Source organism: Limnohabitans sp. TEGF003 (genome assembly GCF_055395455.1).
The window spans coordinates 285,257-303,682 of record NZ_AP029225.1; the positions used below are offsets into that span (position 1 = coordinate 285,257).

The 18,426-nt window shown below is 63.6% G+C and carries 16 protein-coding genes and 1 other RNA gene; 14 read left to right on the forward strand and 3 right to left on the reverse strand.

Annotation, left to right across the window (positions count from 1 at the left end):
• Nucleotides 1-143: 143 nt before the first annotated feature.
• Nucleotides 144-463: RNase P RNA component class A (gene rnpB / locus ACZ5RT_RS01455), an RNA gene on the forward strand.
• Between the two features lie 57 nt (nucleotides 464-520).
• Here rnpB and ACZ5RT_RS01460 read toward each other — a convergent pair.
• From ACZ5RT_RS01460 to ACZ5RT_RS01470, 3 genes are all read right to left on the reverse strand, one after another.
• Entirely contained in the window at nucleotides 521-1,042 is a 522-nt protein-coding gene (locus ACZ5RT_RS01460) for an Rrf2 family transcriptional regulator (protein WP_108427122.1), read from the reverse strand.
• Nucleotides 1,043-1,208: 166 nt separating this feature from the next.
• Nucleotides 1,209-1,904 (reverse strand): S4 domain-containing protein, encoded by a 696-nt coding sequence (locus ACZ5RT_RS01465; RefSeq protein ID WP_464453290.1) that lies wholly within the window; start codon nucleotides 1,902-1,904, stop codon nucleotides 1,209-1,211.
• Nucleotides 1,905-1,912: 8 nt separating this feature from the next.
• Nucleotides 1,913-3,559, reverse strand: a complete 1,647-nt coding sequence (locus tag ACZ5RT_RS01470) for an MBL fold metallo-hydrolase (protein WP_464453291.1) — start codon at nucleotides 3,557-3,559, stop codon at nucleotides 1,913-1,915.
• Nucleotides 3,560-3,620: 61 nt separating this feature from the next.
• On the opposite strand from ACZ5RT_RS01470, the gene dapF reads away from it, so the two are divergent.
• The 13 genes from dapF (at nucleotide 3,621) to murD (ending at nucleotide 18,423) form a co-directional block, all read left to right on the forward strand.
• Nucleotides 3,621-4,490, forward strand: coding sequence for a diaminopimelate epimerase (gene dapF, locus ACZ5RT_RS01475; protein ID WP_464453292.1), 870 nt, complete (start codon nucleotides 3,621-3,623; stop codon nucleotides 4,488-4,490).
• A 24-nt stretch (nucleotides 4,491-4,514) separates the two neighbouring features.
• Nucleotides 4,515-5,201 carry a DUF484 family protein gene (locus ACZ5RT_RS01480; protein ID WP_464453293.1) on the forward strand — a complete coding sequence of 229 codons (687 nt, stop codon included), beginning with the start codon at nucleotides 4,515-4,517 and terminating at the stop codon, nucleotides 5,199-5,201.
• Nucleotides 5,202-5,204: 3 nt separating this feature from the next.
• Nucleotides 5,205-6,176, forward strand: a complete 972-nt coding sequence (locus tag ACZ5RT_RS01485) for a tyrosine recombinase XerC (protein WP_464453294.1) — start codon at nucleotides 5,205-5,207, stop codon at nucleotides 6,174-6,176.
• A gap of 119 nt (nucleotides 6,177-6,295) precedes the next feature.
• Nucleotides 6,296-7,405 carry a CobW family GTP-binding protein gene (locus ACZ5RT_RS01490; RefSeq protein WP_464453295.1) on the forward strand — a complete coding sequence of 370 codons (1,110 nt, stop codon included), beginning with the start codon at nucleotides 6,296-6,298 and terminating at the stop codon, nucleotides 7,403-7,405.
• A gap of 545 nt (nucleotides 7,406-7,950) precedes the next feature.
• Nucleotides 7,951-8,781, forward strand: coding sequence for an RNA polymerase-binding protein DksA (gene dksA / locus ACZ5RT_RS01495; RefSeq protein WP_422172404.1), 831 nt, complete (start codon nucleotides 7,951-7,953; stop codon nucleotides 8,779-8,781).
• 352 nt (nucleotides 8,782-9,133) lie between these two features.
• On the forward strand, nucleotides 9,134-9,562 hold the full coding sequence (gene mraZ / locus ACZ5RT_RS01500) for a division/cell wall cluster transcriptional repressor MraZ (protein ID WP_108351518.1): 429 nt from the start codon (nucleotides 9,134-9,136) through the stop codon (nucleotides 9,560-9,562).
• Between the two features lie 5 nt (nucleotides 9,563-9,567).
• On the forward strand, nucleotides 9,568-10,497 hold the full coding sequence (rsmH, locus tag ACZ5RT_RS01505) for a 16S rRNA (cytosine(1402)-N(4))-methyltransferase RsmH (RefSeq protein ID WP_291929790.1): 930 nt from the start codon (nucleotides 9,568-9,570) through the stop codon (nucleotides 10,495-10,497).
• A complete protein-coding gene (ftsL, locus tag ACZ5RT_RS01510) occupies nucleotides 10,494-10,784 on the forward strand; it encodes a cell division protein FtsL (protein ID WP_291929792.1) in 291 nt (96 codons plus the stop codon). Before rsmH ends, ftsL begins: the two co-directional genes overlap by 4 nt.
• Nucleotides 10,781-12,514, forward strand: a complete 1,734-nt coding sequence (locus tag ACZ5RT_RS01515; protein WP_108427112.1) for a peptidoglycan D,D-transpeptidase FtsI family protein — start codon at nucleotides 10,781-10,783, stop codon at nucleotides 12,512-12,514. Before ftsL ends, ACZ5RT_RS01515 begins: the two co-directional genes overlap by 4 nt.
• Nucleotides 12,514-14,046, forward strand: a complete 1,533-nt coding sequence (locus tag ACZ5RT_RS01520) for a UDP-N-acetylmuramoyl-L-alanyl-D-glutamate--2,6-diaminopimelate ligase (RefSeq protein WP_464453296.1) — start codon at nucleotides 12,514-12,516, stop codon at nucleotides 14,044-14,046. Before ACZ5RT_RS01515 ends, ACZ5RT_RS01520 begins: the two co-directional genes overlap by 1 nt.
• On the forward strand, nucleotides 14,043-15,497 hold the full coding sequence (locus ACZ5RT_RS01525) for a UDP-N-acetylmuramoyl-tripeptide--D-alanyl-D-alanine ligase (protein WP_464453297.1): 1,455 nt from the start codon (nucleotides 14,043-14,045) through the stop codon (nucleotides 15,495-15,497). Before ACZ5RT_RS01520 ends, ACZ5RT_RS01525 begins: the two co-directional genes overlap by 4 nt.
• Nucleotides 15,487-16,665: a phospho-N-acetylmuramoyl-pentapeptide-transferase gene (gene mraY / locus ACZ5RT_RS01530; protein ID WP_464453298.1), complete on the forward strand. Its 1,179-nt coding sequence runs from the start codon at nucleotides 15,487-15,489 to the stop codon at nucleotides 16,663-16,665. Before ACZ5RT_RS01525 ends, mraY begins: the two co-directional genes overlap by 11 nt.
• Nucleotides 16,666-16,668: 3 nt before the next feature.
• The gene (gene murD / locus ACZ5RT_RS01535) at nucleotides 16,669-18,423 is read left to right on the forward strand and encodes a UDP-N-acetylmuramoyl-L-alanine--D-glutamate ligase (protein WP_464453299.1); all 1,755 of its coding nucleotides are present in this window, start codon (nucleotides 16,669-16,671) and stop codon (nucleotides 18,421-18,423) included.
• The last annotated feature ends 3 nt before the right edge of the window (nucleotides 18,424-18,426 follow it).

Here is an 18,426-nt window from a genome sequence, read left to right on the forward strand (position 1 = left end):
TCTCGGTGGTGTGTGGGCGCCGCGCCCTCGCGGCGAATGTGGGCAAACTGAAAAGGCATTATCGCGAGGAGGGCGTCGCGCCCACAAAAATTCAGTGTCCCATTTCGCCATGTGCGCAAGCCCACAGGCGATAATCGCTCGGTGAAGCTCGCCAGACCGTCGCTGGTGCAATCTCCGAAAGGAGGCACTGGAGGAACGTCCGGACTGCACAGGACAGCGTAGGAGGCAACGCCTCTCCACCGTGAGGTGAGGATCAGAGCAACAGAGACGAGCCGATTGAGTTCGGGTGAAACGGGCAATCTCTACGCGCAGCAATACCAAGTAGGCCAGCGTTGATGTGGTTCCGCAGAGCTGGCGGGTAGGTAGCATCGAGCCGGGTGGGCGACCCTCGGCCCAGAGTAATGGCGGTCACGCAGCGGGCAACCGTTGCGCACAGAATCCGGCTTATCGGCGAGCTTCACACTTTTTCAACCCATGAAAAAACCCGCCGAAGCGGGTTTTTGTTGTTGCATGTTCAGGTTTAGCCGCGTGAAGGCATCAAGGTGCCCGCCAGCGCAAACACCGAGTTGGGGGCGGTGATCTTCAAGGTGCTTTTGGGCTTGGCAAACACACCGCGCTTGACGGCGGGCGCAGGCGCTGGCTCGACGGTGACGCCTTTGGTGCGCTGCTCGGCCACCAGCTGTCGCAGGCTGATCGACTGCAGATGCGTCAACATTTTTTCGTTCAGGCTGGCCCACAGCTCGCTGTTCATCCAGCTGCCGTCGGCTGCGGTTTCGTCATCGGAAGGGGCGTCCACGGCACCCACGATGTCGGCCATGGTGATCTTTTCGGCGCTGCGCGACAGCGAATAACCGCCGCCCGGGCCACGCGTGCTCTCCACCAGGCCTTGCTGGCGCAGCTTGCTGAACAGCTGTTCCAGATAGGACAGCGAAATTTGGTGGCGCACGCTGATGGCGGCCAGCGACACAGGGCCGCGGTCTTCGCGCAGGGCGACATCGATCATGGCGGTGACGGCAAATCGGCTCTTGGTGCTCAAACGCATGGTGTGCTCCTTTCTGCGTTGGACAAACCCTCATGGGCATTGCCCGGGTCATGACTGCATGGTTTGCAGTGGTGACTGAACGGTCATTTTCTCAGACTCATGACACAGTTGGGCATTACCCGTTCCATTTCAAGGGTAAATCCTGTGTATTTTTGTCGGAAATCAACTAGAAGCGCTCGTGGCCAGCCAGTTGCCGCCATTGGCCGGGCTCCAGCGGGGCCAGGCTCAAACGGCCCACCCGCTGGCGGCGCAGGTCTTGCAGCGGGCATTGTTCGTCCAGCCAGCGGCCCAAGGCCAGAGCGTCGATGTCTTTGCCCGCGATGCGCAGCACCGTGAGTTGCTCGGTCTGGCGGTTGATGCTGGCGCGGATGCCCGGGCCGTTCAGGGCTTTGATCAGGCCGTCTGGCACTTCGCCGCCCACGGTGGCCATCCATTCCTGCTCCATCGGGCTGCGGCGGTCTTCCAGGTGGCGCAGCACGCCCAGATCGTCCGAAAAAATGCACAGCCCGCTGGCGGGTTTGGCCAAGGGCAGGGGCATCTGCATTTTGGCCAGGCGCTCGGGCCCCCACAGGCCGGGCTGGGGGGCTTTCAGGCCCACGGTGTCCTGCAGCCAGGCCAGGTTGGCCACCCGGTGCGCGGGCTTGAACAGCACCAGGGTCAACGGGGCCAGTGCGGCCATGGACACCAGGCGGTTGACTTGAACGATTTGCTCCTCGCGCACACGCCGGGCCGGGTCGGTCACGACTTTGCCCGCCACCTGCACACCACCGGCCACGATCAGGGCTTCGGCTTCGCGGCGCGAGCAGTTTTGCTCGGCGGCCACGCGTTTGGCCAGGCGGATGCCTTCTTCAGAGGGGATCATCAAATCTTTCAGGACAGGGTTTGTTCGCGGATGTGGTCCACATGCGCTTGCAGCGAGCGGGCGGCCACGGGCCAGAGGCGGGGCGGCACGTCGTCGTAGGCTTTTTCCACCCACTCTTGCAGGCTGCCTTGGGGCAGGGCCTGCATGGCGGCGGCGATTTTGGCCTCGCGCTTCAAGCGATGCGCCTTCAGATGCGTGATGGCCTGGTGGGCAAAGCCCAGCACATGGCCGTGCGCGGGCAGGATGAATTCGATGCCCCCGGCCTCGCAAGCGGCGGCCAGTTTGTCCAGCGAGTCGAGGTAGTCGCCCATGTGGCCATCGGGCGGGTCGATCACGGTGGTGCTGCCGTTGAGCACATGGTCGCCCGAGAACAGCAGGCCGTCTTCTTCGAGCACCAGGCACAGGTGGTTGGCCGCGTGGCCGGGGGTGTGCACCACGCGCAGGGTGTGGGTGATCTCGCCTTGGACGCCGATGCTTTGCAGCACCAGTTTTTCGCCATCGACCAGTTCGCGCTCGGGGGTGAAGCGGCTGTTGGCGCGGGCGGTGGGCTTGGAGGCCAGGCCCAGGATGGGCGGTTTGTTCGTGCACAGAGCTTGCAGCGGGGCTGCGCCGGGCGAATGGTCCGGGTGCGAGTGGGTGCACACAATGGCTTTGATTTGCCCGCCTGCGGCACGCCACAGGCGCTGCAGGTGCTCGTCGTCGGCCGGGCCCGGGTCAATCGCGATGTAGCCGGTGTCCGGGTCACCTACCAAATAACTGTTGGTGCCGGGGCCAGTCATCACGCCGGGGTTGGGGGCGGTGAGGCGCTGCACGTTCTTCAGCAACGGGACAGGCTGGTCGGTTTGCCAGTCCAGGTGGTGGTGGATTTGCCCGTCGGGTGTGACCAGGGCCAGCTCGCCAAAGGGGGCTTCGTGCTCCATGTAACGCGCTTCGTTGCCCGCCAGCCAGCCGGCACGGGGGCAGCTGGTCCACAGCGGTTCGTCATTGACGGCGCAGGCTTGCAGCACCTCGTCCACGTTGGCAAAGGCTTTGAGGCGCTCCAGCGTGCGGATGGTCGGGTAGACCATGAAGAAATCGCCCGCTTCGTGGCGGCTCAGCGCGTCAGCCGGGCGCACCCAGACCGGCTCGAACTGCTCGGACTCGTCGGCCACCGGGGTTTGGCCTTCGGGCATGCGGGCCACCAAAAAAGGCACGTCAAAGCGCCGCGGCAGGTCGCGGTCGGTGATCCAGTGGGCCAGCACAAAGACCTGCTCAGCGGCCAGCGTCAGGCCTCGGGCCTGGCATTGGGCGGCAAAAGGGCCTTGTCGGTCGATGGCGGCGATGTCGTCGTGGTTGGCCCAGCGCCCGTCGGCATGGCGGGCGAACAAGACGCCCAGCTCTTCAAAGCTCTCGCGGATGGCCGCAATCGCTTGCGTCAGGTGCAGGTCGCTTTGCTTGGGGCGGCGTTGCGCCAGGCTGTGCGCCTGGGCATCGGCGGCGTCGATGCCGCCACCCGGGAACACATAGGCGCCGGGTGCAAAACTGGCCGTCATCGAGCGGCGGGTCATCAGCACTTCGATGCCTTGCGGCCCGTCGCGCAGCAGCAGCACGGTGGCGGCGGGGCGCAGGGGGGCGGGTTCACGTTGGGGGTAGAGGAGTTGGGAGGTGCGTGCCATGCCCCATTATCGGGGGACTGGAGGCCTGTTCCGGTGTGGGCCAAAGGTGATAATCGCGGCCATGCACATCCGCTTTACCAAGATGCAAGGGGCCGGCAACGACTTTGTCGTGCTCGACGAGACGCAAGGCCGCCTGGGCCTGAGCGCGGCCCAGTACCGTTTTTTGGCCGACCGCCACTTTGGCGTGGGGGCCGACCAGATCCTGACGGTGCGGCCCTCGCCCGCGCCCGGGCTGGACTTTGAATACCTGATCCACAACGCCGATGGCGGTGAGGTGGAGCATTGCGGCAACGGGGCCCGCTGCTTTGTGCGCTATGTGCGCGACAAGGGCCTGACCGACAAAAGCACCGTGCGTGTCAAGGTGCAGCAGGGCGAGATCGAGCTGCGCATGAACCCCGATGGCCGTGTCACGGTGGACATGGGGGCGCCTATCTTTGATTGGGAACGTGTGCCCTTCAACCCCATCGGGCTCATCAGTGACCAGGTCAATGGTTGGCCGGTGTTCGATTTGGCGCTGGGCGAGCTGGGCATTGCCCGGGTGGGCGTGGTGTCCATGGGCAACCCGCACGCGGTGCAGCGTGTGGACGATGTGGACACCTTTCCGGTGCTGGCCCAGGGGCCGCTGATTGAAAAGCACCCGGCTTTCCCTAAACGCGTGAACGCGGGTTTCATGCAGGTCGTCTCGCGCAGCCAGATCAAGCTGCGCGTGTACGAGCGCGGCGCGGGCGAGACCCTGGCCTGCGGCACGGGCGCTTGTGCGGCGGTGGTCGCGGGTATTCGCCAGGGTTGGCTGGACGCGCGTGTGGATGTGCAGACCCATGGCGGCATGCTGACCATTGAATGGGCTGGTCAGGCCGACAGCCCGGTGCTGATGACCGGCCCGGCCACCTCTGTTTTTGAGGGCAGCATCGATGTGCCTGACTCGCTTTGACCTTTTGAATTTCTGGAGCCCCGCATGACCACGCCTGAACCCATGAGCCCGATCACCGAAGACGACATCGCCGATTATTTGGTGAACACGCCGGACTTTTTCGAGCGCCACGCCTCGCTCCTGGCCACGGTGCAGCTGACGCACCCCCAAAGCCACCGCACGGTGGGCCTGCAAGAGCGCCAGGCGCAAATGCTGCGCGACAAGATCAAGGGCCTGGAGCACCGCATCATGGACATGATCCGGCACGGCAACGAAAACATGATCCTCACCGACAAGCTGCACCGCTGGTCGTGTGAGTTGTTGGTGACGCCGCAGGACCAGCTGGCCGCGTCGGCGGTGGACAACATCCGTGAACTGTTTCAGGTGCCGCAAGTGGCTTTGCGCTTGTGGTCGCTGCAGGGCGCGCATGCGCAGGCGGCTTATGCCCAGGGCGTGACCGAGGCGGTGCAGACGCTGGCCAGCTCGCTCGACCGGCCTTATGTCGGGCCGAACTCGGGTTACGAGGCCGTGCAGTGGCTGGACGAGCCCACCCAGGCCGCTTCTTTGGCGCTGCTCGCCTTGCGTGCGGCACCGGGGCAGTCTGCTTTTGGCTTGCTGGTGCTGGCCTCGCCCGACGCCCAGCGCTTCAACAGCCAGATGGGCACCGACCTGCTCGAGCGCCTGGCCGAGCTGGCAGGGGCGGCTTTGTCGGTCTTGCGCCAGCAGGATTGAGCTGTGTCGGACGCGGCCACCGACCCGCTGGTGTCCCGTTACCTGGACCATGTGCGCTTTGAAAAGCGCCTGGCCGAGCGCACCTGTACGCTGTACCAATTGGATTTGACACGCCTGGCCCAGATGGCGGCGGCCTCCCAGGTGCCCTTGCTGCAGGTGCAAAGCGGCCATGTGCGCCGCTGGGTGGCGCAGATGCACAGCGCCGGGCGCAGCGGGCGCGGCATTGCGCTCATCTTGTCGGGCTGGCGCGGCTTTTACACCTGGTTGGGGCGTGAGGGCCTGGTGGCGCACAACCCGGTGGCCGATGTGCGGGCCCCGCGTGTGGCCAAGCCCTTGCCCAAAGCGTTGGGGGTGGACGAAGCGGTGCAGCTGGCCGAGCACGAAGAGGACAACGACGACCCCTGGCTGGAAGCGCGAGACGCGGCCATGGTGGAGCTGCTGTACGGCTGCGGCCTGAGGATTGCCGAGCTGACCGGCTTGGACGTGGTGGCCAGCGCCGAAGCCGCCCGTGCCGGGCGCGGCTGGATCGACTTGCCCAATGCCGAGGTGCAGGTGCAGGGCAAAGGCAGCAAGCGCCGCACCGTGCCCTTGGGGCGTGCGGCCATCGAGGCGCTGACCCACTGGCTGGCTGTGCGGCCGCAGTTGCCGGGCATGCTGACACAAGCCACCAAAGGGGCGTCCGCTTTGGCGCTGGCGCTGTTTCCCGGACGGCACGGCACGCGCCTGACACCACGCGGCGTGGCCCAGCGCCTCAAGCGCCGCAGCCTGCTGGCGGGCCTGGCCACCCCGGTGCACCCGCACATGCTGCGCCATTCTTTTGCCAGCCATGTGCTGCAGTCCAGCGGCGACTTGCGGGCGGTGCAAGAATTGTTGGGCCACGCCAACATCAGCACCACCCAGGTCTACACGCGGCTGGATTTTCAGCACCTGGCCAAAACCTACGACGCCGCCCACCCCCGCGCCAAGCGCAAATGAAGTCTCACCCGGGCCGCTCAGCTGCGGTGTAAGGCCATGCCCGGTGCGCAGGCGCGGCGCTTGAATTCGTCGCTACACTCCCCAACTCCTGTTTTCTTGACTTGAAGTGGAACCGCGCCATGTCCCTGATCCCCACCACCATCCTGACCGGCTTTTTGGGCTCGGGCAAAACCACCCTGCTCAAGCGCGTGCTGACCGAGGCCCACGGCCAAAAGATTGCCGTGATCGAGAACGAGTTTGGCGAAGAGAACATCGACAACGACATCCTGGTCTCGAACACCGATGAGCAGATCATCCAGATGAGCAACGGCTGTATTTGCTGCACCATCCGCGAAGACCTGCGCGTGACCCTGCAGCTGCTGGCCGCCAAGCGCCGCAAAGGCTTGCTCAGCTTTGACCGCATCGTCATCGAGACCACGGGCCTGGCCGACCCCGGCCCGGTGGCGCAGACTTTTTTCATGGACGACGAGATCGCCGAGACGTTTTTGCTCGACTCCATCTTGACCCTGGTGGACGCCAAACACGCGGCCCAGCAGCTCAACGACCGCCAGGAGGCTCGCCGTCAGGTGGGCTTTGCGGACCAGATCTTCATCAGCAAGGCCGATCTGGTCTCGCCCCAGGAGCTGGACGCCCTGCAGCACCGCCTGAAACACATGAACCCCCGCGCCCCACAAAAAGTGGTGCATTTTGGTGAGGTGGCTTTGTCCGAGGTGTTCGACCTCAAGGGCTTCAACCTGAACGCCAAACTGGACATCGACCCGGATTTCCTGAAAGACGATGCCCATGACCATGTGCATGGTGAGCATTGCGACCACCCGTCCCACCAACATGATCACGACCATGAACATGACCATGAACACGGTGAACACTGCGACCACCCATCGCACCAGCATGACCATGCGCACGGCCACGGGCACCACCATCACCACGACGATGACGTCAAAAGCTTTGTGTTCCGCTCGGACAAAGCCTTTGATCCGGCCAAGCTGGAGGATTTTCTGGGGGCCATTGTCAACATTTATGGCCCGCGCATGCTGCGCTACAAAGGCGTGTTGAACATGCGCGGCACCGAGCGCAAGGTGATTTTCCAGGGCGTGCACCAGCTCATGGGCAGCGATTTGGGCCCGATGTGGGCCGATGGCGAAGCCAAAACGAGCAAGATGGTATTCATTGGCATCGATTTGCCCAAGGACATCTTGCTGCAGGGCCTGGAGCAGTGTTTGGTCTGAGCCAGCTCGTGGCCACCGGTCGGTCTGATGGACCACAGACTTGAACTTGTCTTTAATCGGCTGCGCTGCATTTTTTGATCGTTCTTATCGCTACAATCGCCCGCCTGAAGCCCCCCCTTTCCGGGCGGGTTGGTGAACCCCATAAGGTCTATAACAAGGGTTTGGAATGCAAATGAACAGGTTTTTCAATCGGTTGCTGCAGTGTGGCAAGAGGTTTGGGCCTGCCCTTTCACACGGCTAGGAGACAAGACGTGAAGACCGCGAATAAAAAAGTGGCCACCCGAGTGACCGCCAGCGCCGCCAAGGCGGCACCGGCCAAAAAATCAGTGCCCGCCAAGAAGACCACGCCCGCCAAAAAAGCAGCACCGACCAAAAAGGCCGCACCCGCCAAAAAACCAGTGCCGGTGAAAAAATCGGCCCCCGCCAAATCGGCCAGCCCTGTGAAATCCAAACCCAAAGCTGCAGCGCCTCTGGCCCAGAAGGGCAAAACGGTGGCGGCACCTGCCAAGACTGTGAAGGCGGCCAAACCCGCTGCGACGGCCAAAGTGGCTGCAGCCAAGACCCCTGCCAAAGCGGCTCCCCCCACACGCGCCGCAGCTTCCAAGCCAAGTCCGGCCCCCAAGGCCCCAGTGGCTGCGAAGCCGGCTCCCTCCAAGATGATTTCTGTACCTGAAGCGAAACCTATGACTGTTAAAAAAGTGGCGACACCGACTCCTGAGGTCGCCCAAGCTGCCGCACCGTCTGCTGTGCCTGCAGCGGCTGCTGCCCCCGATCAATTGGTGCGTGCCACCCGGCCTTCTGCCCGTTTGGCGCAGATCACGGTGCCGTCCTTGCCACAGGCGGTGGCCTCCACGGCCGCCAAAGCCAGTTTCATGCCCAGCGCCCCTGTGGCAGCGGTCGCTGCGCCTTTTGCCCCCATCAAGAAAGACCCCAAGCTGGCCAACAACTGGCAGAGCAAACCGGTGGAAGCCTTGAGCGATGCCGAAATTCTGGCCATGCCCGACGACGAGTACATGAACAGCGTGCAGATGGCGTATTTCCGTCGCAAGCTGACCCTCCTGAAGCAGGACATCCTGAACAGCGCCGGGGCCACGACCGAGCATTTGCGCGAAGACACCGTGGTGGTGCCCGATCCGGCCGACCGTGCCACGATCGAAGAAGAGCACGCCTTGGAGCTGCGCACCCGGGACCGCGAGCGCAAGCTGCTCAAGAAAATCGAACAGTCGATTGGCTTGATCGATGCGGGCGAATACGGCTACTGCGATGAGACGGGTGAACCCATCGGTGTGGGCCGTCTGTTGGCCCGTCCGACCGCCACCCTGTCGCTGGAAGCCCAGCAGCGGCGCGAATTGAAGCAAAAGATGTTTGGTGACTGAAGCGACAGGTTCTCTGTCCATGGCACGAAAAAGCCCCTGACCAGGGGCTTTTTCATGTCTGCAGCGGCGCAGGCCGTGCTGGAAACCGTTCATCGGGTTTTCATGCATTTGTTATTTTTGATTTTTTAAAATCCTTCACAGGTTACTTTCATTGCCACTTGTAAGTGCCTAATCTACAAAGAAATTCTGCTTCCGTCTGGCTTCAAATTCAGCGCTAAGCCATTGATTTCATTGAAAAAAATCGATCTACACCTGTTGAGTTGCACCGAATTCCTGATACAGTGCAAAAAAGTGCAATTAAGTGGGGAAAAGTGTCTCCGCTGGCGCGTTTCAACTGGAAAAGGTCGTTGCCGTGTTTCAAGGGGCTTCATCGCTGAGTCTGGATGCCAAAGGGCGGTTGTCTGTACCGACCCGGCACCGTGACGTCCTGAGCGCGACAGCCCAAGGCCAGCTGACCATCACCAAGCACCCGCACGGCTGCCTGATGGTGTTTCCCCGTCCCGAGTGGGAAAAGTTCCGCGAGCGCATTGCCCAGCTCCCCATGTCCGCCCAGTGGTGGAAACGCATCTTTTTGGGCAACGCCATGGATGTGGAGATGGACGGCACCGGGCGCGTGCTGATCTCGCCCGAGCTGCGTCAAGCTGCGGGCATTTCCAAGGACACCATGCTGCTGGGCATGGGCAACCACTTCGAGCTGTGGGACAAAACCACTTACGACGCGCAGGAAGCGCAGGCCATGCAGGGCGAGATGCCCGATGTGTTCAAGGATTTTTCGTTCTGAACGCGATGACCGAAGCTGCACTGACCCACACCACCGTGCTCCTGAACGAGGCCGTGGACGAATTGCTCCAGGCCTCTGCAGGTGCTGACGGCAATTATGTGGACGCCACCTTTGGCCGCGGTGGGCACTCGCGCTTGATTCTTTCCCGTCTCTCGGCCCAAGGCCGTTTGCAGGCCTTTGACAAAGACCCGGAGGCCATTGCCGAAGCTGGGCGCATGGCAGACAGCCGGTTTTCGATCCGGCACGAAGGCTTTTCGCACCTGGGTGAGCTGCCGCCCGGCAGCGTCGATGGTGTGCTGATGGACCTGGGCATCAGCTCCCCCCAGATTGACAGCCCCGAGAGGGGTTTTTCTTTTCGTTTTGAGGGCCCGCTCGACATGCGCATGGACACCACGCGCGGCGAGAGCGTGGCCGATTGGCTGGCAACGGCCACGGTGGATCAAATCACGGAGGTGATACGTGACTATGGCGAAGAACGGTTTGCTTTTCAGATTGCAAAGGCGCTTGTGGCTCGCCGACAAGAGCGGGGCCCAATTTCAACCACCACCGATCTGGCCCAGCTCGTGGCTGACACGGTCAAAACCCGCGAGCCGGGTCAGAACCCTGCAACGCGGACATTTCAGGCTTTTCGGATTTTCATCAACGCCGAGCTTGAAGAGCTCGAACAGGCGCTAGAAGCCAGCTTGAAGGTGTTGTCGCCCGGTGGGCGTTTGGTGGTCATCAGTTTCCATTCGCTGGAAGACCGCATCGTCAAGCAATTCATCGCCAAGCACTCCAAAGAAGTGGTGGACCGCCGGGTGCCATTTGCCGCCCCCGTGAAAATGCGCCTGAAGGCCTGTGGCCGTGTGCGGCCCAGCGAGGCCGAGGTGCGCGGCAACCCACGCTCGCGCAGCGCCATCATGCGCATGGCCGAACGCACCGAGGTGCCCGCATGACCCGCCTGAGCATCTTGCTGCTGATGGCTGTGCTGGCCAGCGCGCTGGTGTTGGTGCACAGCCAGTACGAGACACGCCGATTGTTCATGGCGCTGGAGTCGGCCAAAAAAGAGGCCAAGCGTCTGGAAGTGGACCACGACCGCCTGCAGGTGGAGCGCCGCGCACAGGCCACGCCTTTGCGGGTAGAGCAAATTGCGCGTCAGCAATTGCAAATGCGCGCGGCTTCACCGGCCATCACCCAATACGTCTCCACCCAGGGTGCCGCAGCACAGGAGGCTCGCCCATGAGCCGCAGCGTCCAGCTGTCGTCGAGCCCCTTGCTCGCCAGCAAGACCCCGGTCTGGCGCAGCAAATTGATTGTGGCGGCCATTGCGCTGGGCTTCACGGGCTTGATCGCGCGTGCGGCCTATGTGCAGGTGTTTGCCAACGACTTTTTCTTGCGCCAAGGCGAAGTTCGTTTTGCCCGGACGCTGACCTTGCCCGCCAACCGGGGGCGCGTGCTCGACCGCAACGGCATGCTGCTGGCGTCGAGCGTGCCCGCGCCCAGCATTTGGGCCAACCCGGAAGACATCGAGCGCGATCCAGCCAAGTTGCGCGAGCTGGCACGCTTGCTGGACATGAGCCCCGCCGAGCTGGACAAGAAACTCAAGGACGACGAAAAGACCTTTGTCTGGTTGCGCAGGCAGCTCGACGAGCCGGTTGTCAAGCAGATCCTGGCGCTGGGCATCAAGGGTGTGTACGACATCAAGGAGTACAAGCGTTTGTACCCCGAGGGTGAAGCGGCGGCCCACATCGTGGGCTTCACCAATGTGGAAGACCAGGGCCAGGAAGGCGTGGAGCTGGTGTTCCAGAAGCAGCTGTCCGGCAAGCCCGGTTCGCGCCGTGTCATCAAGGACCGTCTGGGCCGGGTGGTCGAAGACGTGGGCGAGACGGTGCCCCCTGTCGATGGCGAGGACCTGCAGCTGAGCATTGACAGCAAAGTCCAGTTTTTCGCTTACCAGAAGCTGCGCGAAGCGGTGCTGGAGCACAAAGCCAAAGCCGGCAGTGTGGTGGTGCTCGACGCCCAGTCGGGCGAGGTCCTGGCCTTGGCCAATTACCCCAGTTATTCGCCCGACAAGCGCGTCAACCTGAGCGGTGAGCAGTTGCGCAACCGCGCCTTGACCGACACCTTCGAGCCCGGCTCGACCATGAAGCCGTTTGCGGTGGCCTTGGCGCTGGAAAAAGGGCTGGTCAAGCCGGAGACCCCGATCCAGACCGCGCCCGGTCGCATCACCATCACCGGCTCGACCATCACCGATGCCCACCCGCATGGCGTGCTCAGCGTCAATGAGGTGATCCAGAAGTCGAGCAACGTGGGCACCGTGAAGTTGGCCATGCAGATGCAGCCCCGCGAGATGTGGGAGATGTTTGCCCAGGTCGGTTTTGGACAAAAACCGCAGCTGCCGTTTCCGGGGGTGGTCAGCGGGCGTTTGCGCCCTTACAAAACCTGGCGGCCGATCGAGCAGGCCACCATGAGTTACGGCTACGGCATTTCAGGCAGCCTGTTCCAGGTGGCCAGGGCCTACACCGTGTTCGCCCGCGACGGTGAGGTGGTGCCTGCCACCTTGATGAAGGCCGAGCAACAGGTCACGGGCGTGCGCGTCATCAGCGCAGACAACGCCAAAGCGATGCGCAAGATGCTGCAGATGGCCGCAGGCCCCGGCGGTACGGCGCAAAAAGCCCAGACCATGGGTTACTCCGTTGGCGGCAAGACCGGTACGGCGCACAAACAAGAGGGCAAGGGTTACGCGGGCAAAAAATACCGCGGCTTCTTTGTCGGCATGGCCCCCATTGAGGCGCCCCGCATCGTGGTGGCGGTGATGATCGATGAGCCCAGCAACGGCCGCTACTACGGTGGCGATGTGGCTGCGCCTGTGTTCAGCCAGACGGTGCAGCAAACGCTGCGCCTGATGGGGGTGCAGCCCGACATGGCGGTCAAACCCCAAATTGTGGCCAAGTCGGTCGAGGAGTCGTTCTGATGCAGATGCTGCACAACGCCCCCGAAGCGGCCCGCTGGTTGCGCACGCATGTGACGGGCGAGCTGCGCACCGACAGCCGCTTGGTGCAGGCGGGCGACGGCTTCATCGCTTGGCCGGGCGCCGCCACCGATGGACGGCGTTACCTCGCTGCAGCGCTGGCACAAGGGGCCACAGCCTGCCTGATGGAGGCGCAGGACCATGCGCCTTGGCTACAGGGCCTGCAGACCGAGGCTGTGCCCAAGCTGGCCAGCATGACAGGGCTCAAGGCGCAAACGGGGCTGGTGGCGGACGCCTATTACGAACACCCCAGCCAGGCCTTGAAGGTGCTGGCGGTCACGGGCACCAACGGCAAAACATCCACAGCCTGGTGGCTGGCGCAGGCGCTGTCTTCGCCTGTGCTGCAGCAAGCCTGCGGGCTGGTGGGCACTCTGGGCGTGGGCCGCTTGCCGCACCTGGTGTCCACGGGCATGACCACGCCCGACCCGGTGCTGCTGCAGCGGCAATTCAGGCAGTTTGTGGATGAGGGCGTCACGCATTGCGCCATCGAAGCCTCCTCCATTGGCCTGGCCGAGCACCGCCTGGATGGCACATGCATCCGCGTGGCCGTGTTCACCAATTTCACACAGGACCACCTGGACTACCACGGTGACATGGCCCGCTATTGGTCGGCCAAGGCCGCTTTGTTTGACTGGCCTGGCCTGCAGTCGGCCGTCGTCAACATCGATGACGCGCAAGGCGCTGTGCTGGCCCAGCAGTTGCAAGGTGGCCCGCTCGATGTCTGGACCTGTTCGCGCCGTGGCCCGGCACGTCTGCAAGCGCGGGCCTTGCCCAGCGGCCAAGGCTTGGCTTTTGAGGTGATCGAGGGCCATGCCGTGCACACCCTGCGCACGGGTTTGATCGGCGACTACAACATGGACAACCTGCTGGGCGTGATCGCCAGTTTGCGGGCCCTGGGTTTCGATTTGGCGCAAGCGGTGCAAGCCTGTGCGCAGCTGACGGCAGTGCCCGGTCGCATGGAGCGCGTGCGGGGTGATGCGCCTGGCGCAGCGGATGAACGGTCGTGGCCACTGGTGGTGGTGGACTATGCCCACACGCCCGATGCCATCACCCAGGCGCTGAGCGCACTGCGTTCGCAAGCCCAGGCCCGTGGAGGGCGCCTGTGGTGTTTGCTGGGCTGCGGCGGTGACCGCGATGCCCTCAAGCGCCCCTTGATGGCCGCGGCGGCCGAAGCGGCGGCCGACCATGTGGTGCTGACCAGCGACAACCCCCGCAGTGAATCGCCCGAGGCGATTGTGGCCGCCATGGTCAAAGGGTTGAAGCGCCCGCAGTCGGCCCGGATTGAATTGGACCGCGCTCTGGCCATTGCCCAGGCGGTGGCGCAAGCGCAGGCGCAAGACGTGGTGCTGGTGGCAGGCAAAGGCCACGAAAGCGAACAAGAGATCATGGGCGTGCGCCACCCGTTTTCGGATGTGGCCCAGGCCCGCATGGCTTTGCAGCAACGCGCTGCACAGCCGCAAGGGGCGGCCGCATGAACGCCGTGAACAGCGCCATGCATCTGAAGCTGACGCAGGCCCTTGGTTGGCTGAGCCACGCACGCGGCGTGGGTGTGCAGGACGTGGTGGTCGACCGGGTGCACACCGACAGCCGCAGCCTGCAAGCGGGCGATTTGTTTGTGGCCTTGCGCGGCGAGCGTTTTGATGGCAACCAGTTCATCGCCCAGGCCAAGGCACAGGGTGCCGTGGCGGTGGTGTGCGAGGCCTCTGGCGAAGCCCAGGCGCTGGCGCACGGCTTGCCAGCGCTGGTGGTGCCCGATGCGCGCATCGCTTTGGGCGAGTTGGCGGCGGGCTGGCGAGCACAGTTCAGCTTGCCGTTGATCGCCGTGACCGGCAGCAACGGCAAAACCACCGTGACGCAAATGATCGCGTCCATCTTGCGTGCCCATGCCGGGGACGACGCTTTGTCCACCCAGGGCAACCTGAACAACGACATTGGCGTGCCCTTGACCCTGTTCAATTTGCGTGCCCACCACCGCATCGCCGTGGTCGAGTTGGGCATGAACCACCCCGGCGAGATCGCCTACCTGTCTCAATTGGCCCGGCCCACTGTGGCTTTGGTGAACAACGCGCAGCGCGAGCACCAGGAGTTCATGGGCACGGTCGAAGCCGTGGCCCATGAAAACGGTGCGGTGCTGCAGGCCCTGCCGCCCGAAGGCGTGGCCGTGTTCCCAGCCGATGATGCCTACACCCCGATCTGGCAGGGCTTGTCGGATGGGCGCTTGCAGCGCGGTTTTGCCATGGCGTCTACCTCAGACACCGATGTGCGGGCCGCTGTGGTGGTCTGGCAGTCGGGCGCCTGGCAGTTCACCCTCAAGACCCCCGAGGGCACCGCGCCCGTGCGTTTGCACATTGCCGGTCGTCACAACGTCAAAAACGCTTTGGCGGCGAGCGCCTGCGCCTTGGCTGCAGGCGTGCCTTTGGCCGCCGTGGTCCAGGGCCTGGTGGCTTTTGAGCCGGTCAAGGGGCGCTCGCGTGCGCTGCTGCTGCACAGCGGGGGTGCGGACATCACCGTGATCGACGACAGCTACAACGCCAACCCCGATTCGGTGCGTGCTGCGATTGACGTGTTGGCCGAGCTGCCTGCGCCGCGTTTGCTGGTGCTGGGCGACATGGGTGAAGTGGGCAACCAAGGCCCCGAGTTCCATGCCGAGGTGGGCGCCTATGCGGCCGAGCGCGGCATCGAGGCGCTCTACACCCTGGGTGACTTGTGCGTGCACAGCGCGCAGGCTTTTGGTGCGGCCCGGCACTTCGCAGACATCGACAGTTTGCTGGGTGTGGTGACAGGGCAGCTGGGTGAATTCCACAGCGTGGTGGTCAAAGGTTCGCGCTTCATGAAGATGGAGCGCGTGGTCCAGGCGCTGCTGTCGCGCAGCGAAGACCAGCACACCCACAACAACGATAAAAAAGAGGAGCCCCATGCTGCTTAGCCTGGCCCAATGGTTGCAAACCTTGTCCCCGGAGTGGGGCTTTTTGCGTGTGTTCCAGTACATCACCTTCCGCGCGGTGATGGCCGCCATGACGGCGCTCTTGATCGGCCTGGCCGCAGGCCCCTGGGTCATCCGCCGCCTGACCTCGCTCAAGATCGGCCAGCCGATCCGTGGCTACGGCATGGAATCGCACCTGTCCAAAAGCGGCACACCCACCATGGGCGGCGTGCTGATTTTGTTGTCGATTGCCGTGTCGACGGTGCTCTGGTTTGACTTGTCCAACCGCTTCGTGTGGATCGTGCTGATCGTGACCTTGGGCTTTGGCGCGATTGGTTGGGTCGACGATTGGCGCAAGGTGGTCAACAAAGACCCCGAAGGCATGCGTTCGCGCGAAAAGTATTTCTGGCAATCGGTCATCGGCTTGGTGGCTGCCTTGTACCTGGTGTTCAGCATTTCCGAAGTCTCCAACCTGCGCGTGCTGGACCTGGTCGGGAAATGGGTGATGTCGGGTTTTGACGTGAACCTCCCCCCCAAGGCCGGCTTGCAGGTGCCGTTTTTCAAGGAAATCAATTACCCGCTGGGCGTGCTGGGCTTTGTGGTCCTGACCTATCTGGTCATCGTCGGGGCCAGCAATGCGGTCAATCTGACCGACGGTTTGGACGGTCTGGCCATCATGCCGGTGGTCATGGTGGGCTCGGCACTGGGCGTGTTCGCCTATGTGACGGGCAGCTCGGTGTACTCCAAGTACCTGTTCTTCCCGCACATCCCGGGTTCGGGCGAGTTGTTGATTTTCTGCGCAGCCATGGCGGGGGCTGGCTTGGCCTTTTTGTGGTTCAACACGCATCCAGCCCAGGTGTTCATGGGTGACGTGGGGGCGCTGGCGCTGGGCGCGGCGCTGGGCACCATTGCCGTGATCGTGCGCCAGGAGATCGTGCTGGCCATCATGGGCGGCATCTTCGTGGTCGAGGCCTTGTCGGTCATGGCGCAGGTCACGTACTTCAAGTACACCAAGAAAAAATACGGCGAGGGTCGGCGCATCCTGAAGATGGCGCCCTTGCACCACCATTTTGAAAAGAGCGGCTGGAAGGAAACGCAAGTCGTGGTGCGTTTCTGGATCATCACCATGCTGCTGTGTCTGGTCGGCTTGTCGACCCTGAAGCTGAGGTAAGCCATGCAGCTCCAAGGCCAACACGTTCTGATTCTCGGTTTGGGTGCTTCGGGCCTGGCGATGGCCCGCTGGTGCGCGCATGCCGGGGCGGACGTCACCGTGGCCGACACCCGTGACACGCCGCCCCAGTTGGCCGCTTTGCAGGCCGAGTGGCCTGCGGTGCGCTTTGTGTCCGGGCCATTTGTGGCCAGTCTGGTCGAAGGCACTTCGGTGCGTGCGGTGTTCCGCAGCCCGGGTCTCGCGCCTGAAGTGGTGGCCCCGGTGGTGGACGCGGCCCGTGCCATGGGCTTGTGGCAAGGTGGTGAGCTGAGCTTGTTTGCCGCTGGCTTGCAGGATTTGAAAGCGCGCTTTGGCTACGCCCCGCAGGTGCTGGCCATCACGGGCACCAATGGCAAGACCACGGTCACATCGCTCACCGGGCAGTTGGTGGCGCGTGCGGGCAAAACCGTGAAAGTGGCGGGCAACATCGGCCCCACGCTGCTGGACACCTTGACCGAAGCCATGGCCCAAGCGCAAGCGCAGGTTGAGCAAGAAGCAGCCGAGCGCGCCGCCGCCGAGCTTGAGAAGGCAGATGCGGTCGGTGAGCCGCCAACGGTGACAGCAGCCCAGGAGGCGGTCATCCCCGCACCACAGCAGGATGAGTCGACCAGCGAGCTGGCCGATACAGACGAAACGCTGGACCCCCTGGAGGGCGAGCGCGAAGCGGAATTGCCGCTGCCCGTTCCTCCTGCCGTGCAGGACCCCATGGCCCAGGCGCTGCCTCAGGTGTGGGTGCTGGAGCTGTCGAGCTTCCAGCTCGACAGCAGCGAGGGCTTTGAGCCGACCGCTGCGACGGTGCTGAACGTTTCGCAAGACCACCTGGACTGGCACGGCAGCATGGCCGCCTATGCCGCCGCCAAAGCCCGGATTTTTGGCGCTCAAGGTCTGATGGTGCTCAACCGCGAAGACGCGCAGGTCATGGCCATGCGGCCCGAGCCTGTGCGCGTGAAGTTGCAAAAGCCTGTCGAGCGCGCTTGTGTGCTGTTTGGCGGCGACATGCCTCAGCGCCCAGGCGACTTTGGCATCGAAGTCACGCATGGCATGACGTGGTTGGTGCGCGCCTTGGAAGCCGATGAAACACGACGCCGCCGCAAGGACGCGGCCGAAGAGTTGCACATCCAGCGGCTGATGCCCGCCGACGCCTTGCGCATTCGCGGCCGCCACAACGCGGTCAATGCGCTCGCTGCCCTGGCGCTGGCCAGCAGCGCCGGTTGCGCCTTGGGCCCCATGTTGTATGGCCTGCGCGAATACCGGGGCGAGCCCCATCGGGTGGAGCCGGTCGCCATCGTGGGCGAGGTGGAGTATTTTGACGACAGCAAGGGCACCAATGTGGGGGCCACCGTGGCCGCCTTGCAAGGCTTGGGCGCAGATCGCCGCGTGGTGGTCATTTTGGGGGGCGATGGCAAAGGCCAGGACTTCACGCCCTTGGCCGATCCCGTGTCGCGTTTTGCCCGAGGGGTGGTCTTGATCGGCCGCGATGCGCCTGTCATCCGCGAAGCGCTGCAAGGCACGGACGTGCCGCTGCACGATGCCGCTGACATGCATGCCGCCGTGGCCCAGGCCGCAGCCATCGCCCGCAGTGGCGACGCGGTTTTGATGTCGCCCGCTTGTGCCAGCTTTGACATGTTTGACAACTACGGCCACCGCGCCGAGGTGTTTGTTCAGGCCGTGGCCGGTTTGGCCGAAGCGGCGGGTGTGGCCATGGAGGGCGGGCTGTGAGCG

Bases quoted from the DNA above. Each gene is read 5' to 3' on its own strand.
- ACZ5RT_RS01460 (WP_108427122.1), bottom strand. From the start codon at position 1,042: ATGCGTTTGAGCACCAAGAGCCGATTTGCCGTCACCGCCATGATCGAT.
- ACZ5RT_RS01465 (WP_464453290.1), bottom strand. From the start codon at position 1,904: ATGATCCCCTCTGAAGAAGGCATCCGCCTGGCCAAACGCGTGGCCGCC.
- ACZ5RT_RS01470 (WP_464453291.1), bottom strand. From the start codon at position 3,559: ATGGCACGCACCTCCCAACTCCTCTACCCCCAACGTGAACCCGCCCCC.
- dapF (WP_464453292.1), top strand. From the start codon at position 3,621: ATGCACATCCGCTTTACCAAGATGCAAGGGGCCGGCAACGACTTTGTC.
- ACZ5RT_RS01480 (WP_464453293.1), top strand. From the start codon at position 4,515: ATGACCACGCCTGAACCCATGAGCCCGATCACCGAAGACGACATCGCC.
- ACZ5RT_RS01490 (WP_464453295.1), top strand. From the start codon at position 6,296: ATGTCCCTGATCCCCACCACCATCCTGACCGGCTTTTTGGGCTCGGGC.
- rsmH (WP_291929790.1), top strand. From the start codon at position 9,568: ATGACCGAAGCTGCACTGACCCACACCACCGTGCTCCTGAACGAGGCC.
- ftsL (WP_291929792.1), top strand. From the start codon at position 10,494: ATGACCCGCCTGAGCATCTTGCTGCTGATGGCTGTGCTGGCCAGCGCG.
- ACZ5RT_RS01515 (WP_108427112.1), top strand. From the start codon at position 10,781: ATGAGCCGCAGCGTCCAGCTGTCGTCGAGCCCCTTGCTCGCCAGCAAG.
- ACZ5RT_RS01520 (WP_464453296.1), top strand. From the start codon at position 12,514: ATGCAGATGCTGCACAACGCCCCCGAAGCGGCCCGCTGGTTGCGCACG.
- ACZ5RT_RS01525 (WP_464453297.1), top strand. From the start codon at position 14,043: ATGAACGCCGTGAACAGCGCCATGCATCTGAAGCTGACGCAGGCCCTT.
- mraY (WP_464453298.1), top strand. From the start codon at position 15,487: ATGCTGCTTAGCCTGGCCCAATGGTTGCAAACCTTGTCCCCGGAGTGG.
- murD (WP_464453299.1), top strand. From the start codon at position 16,669: ATGCAGCTCCAAGGCCAACACGTTCTGATTCTCGGTTTGGGTGCTTCG.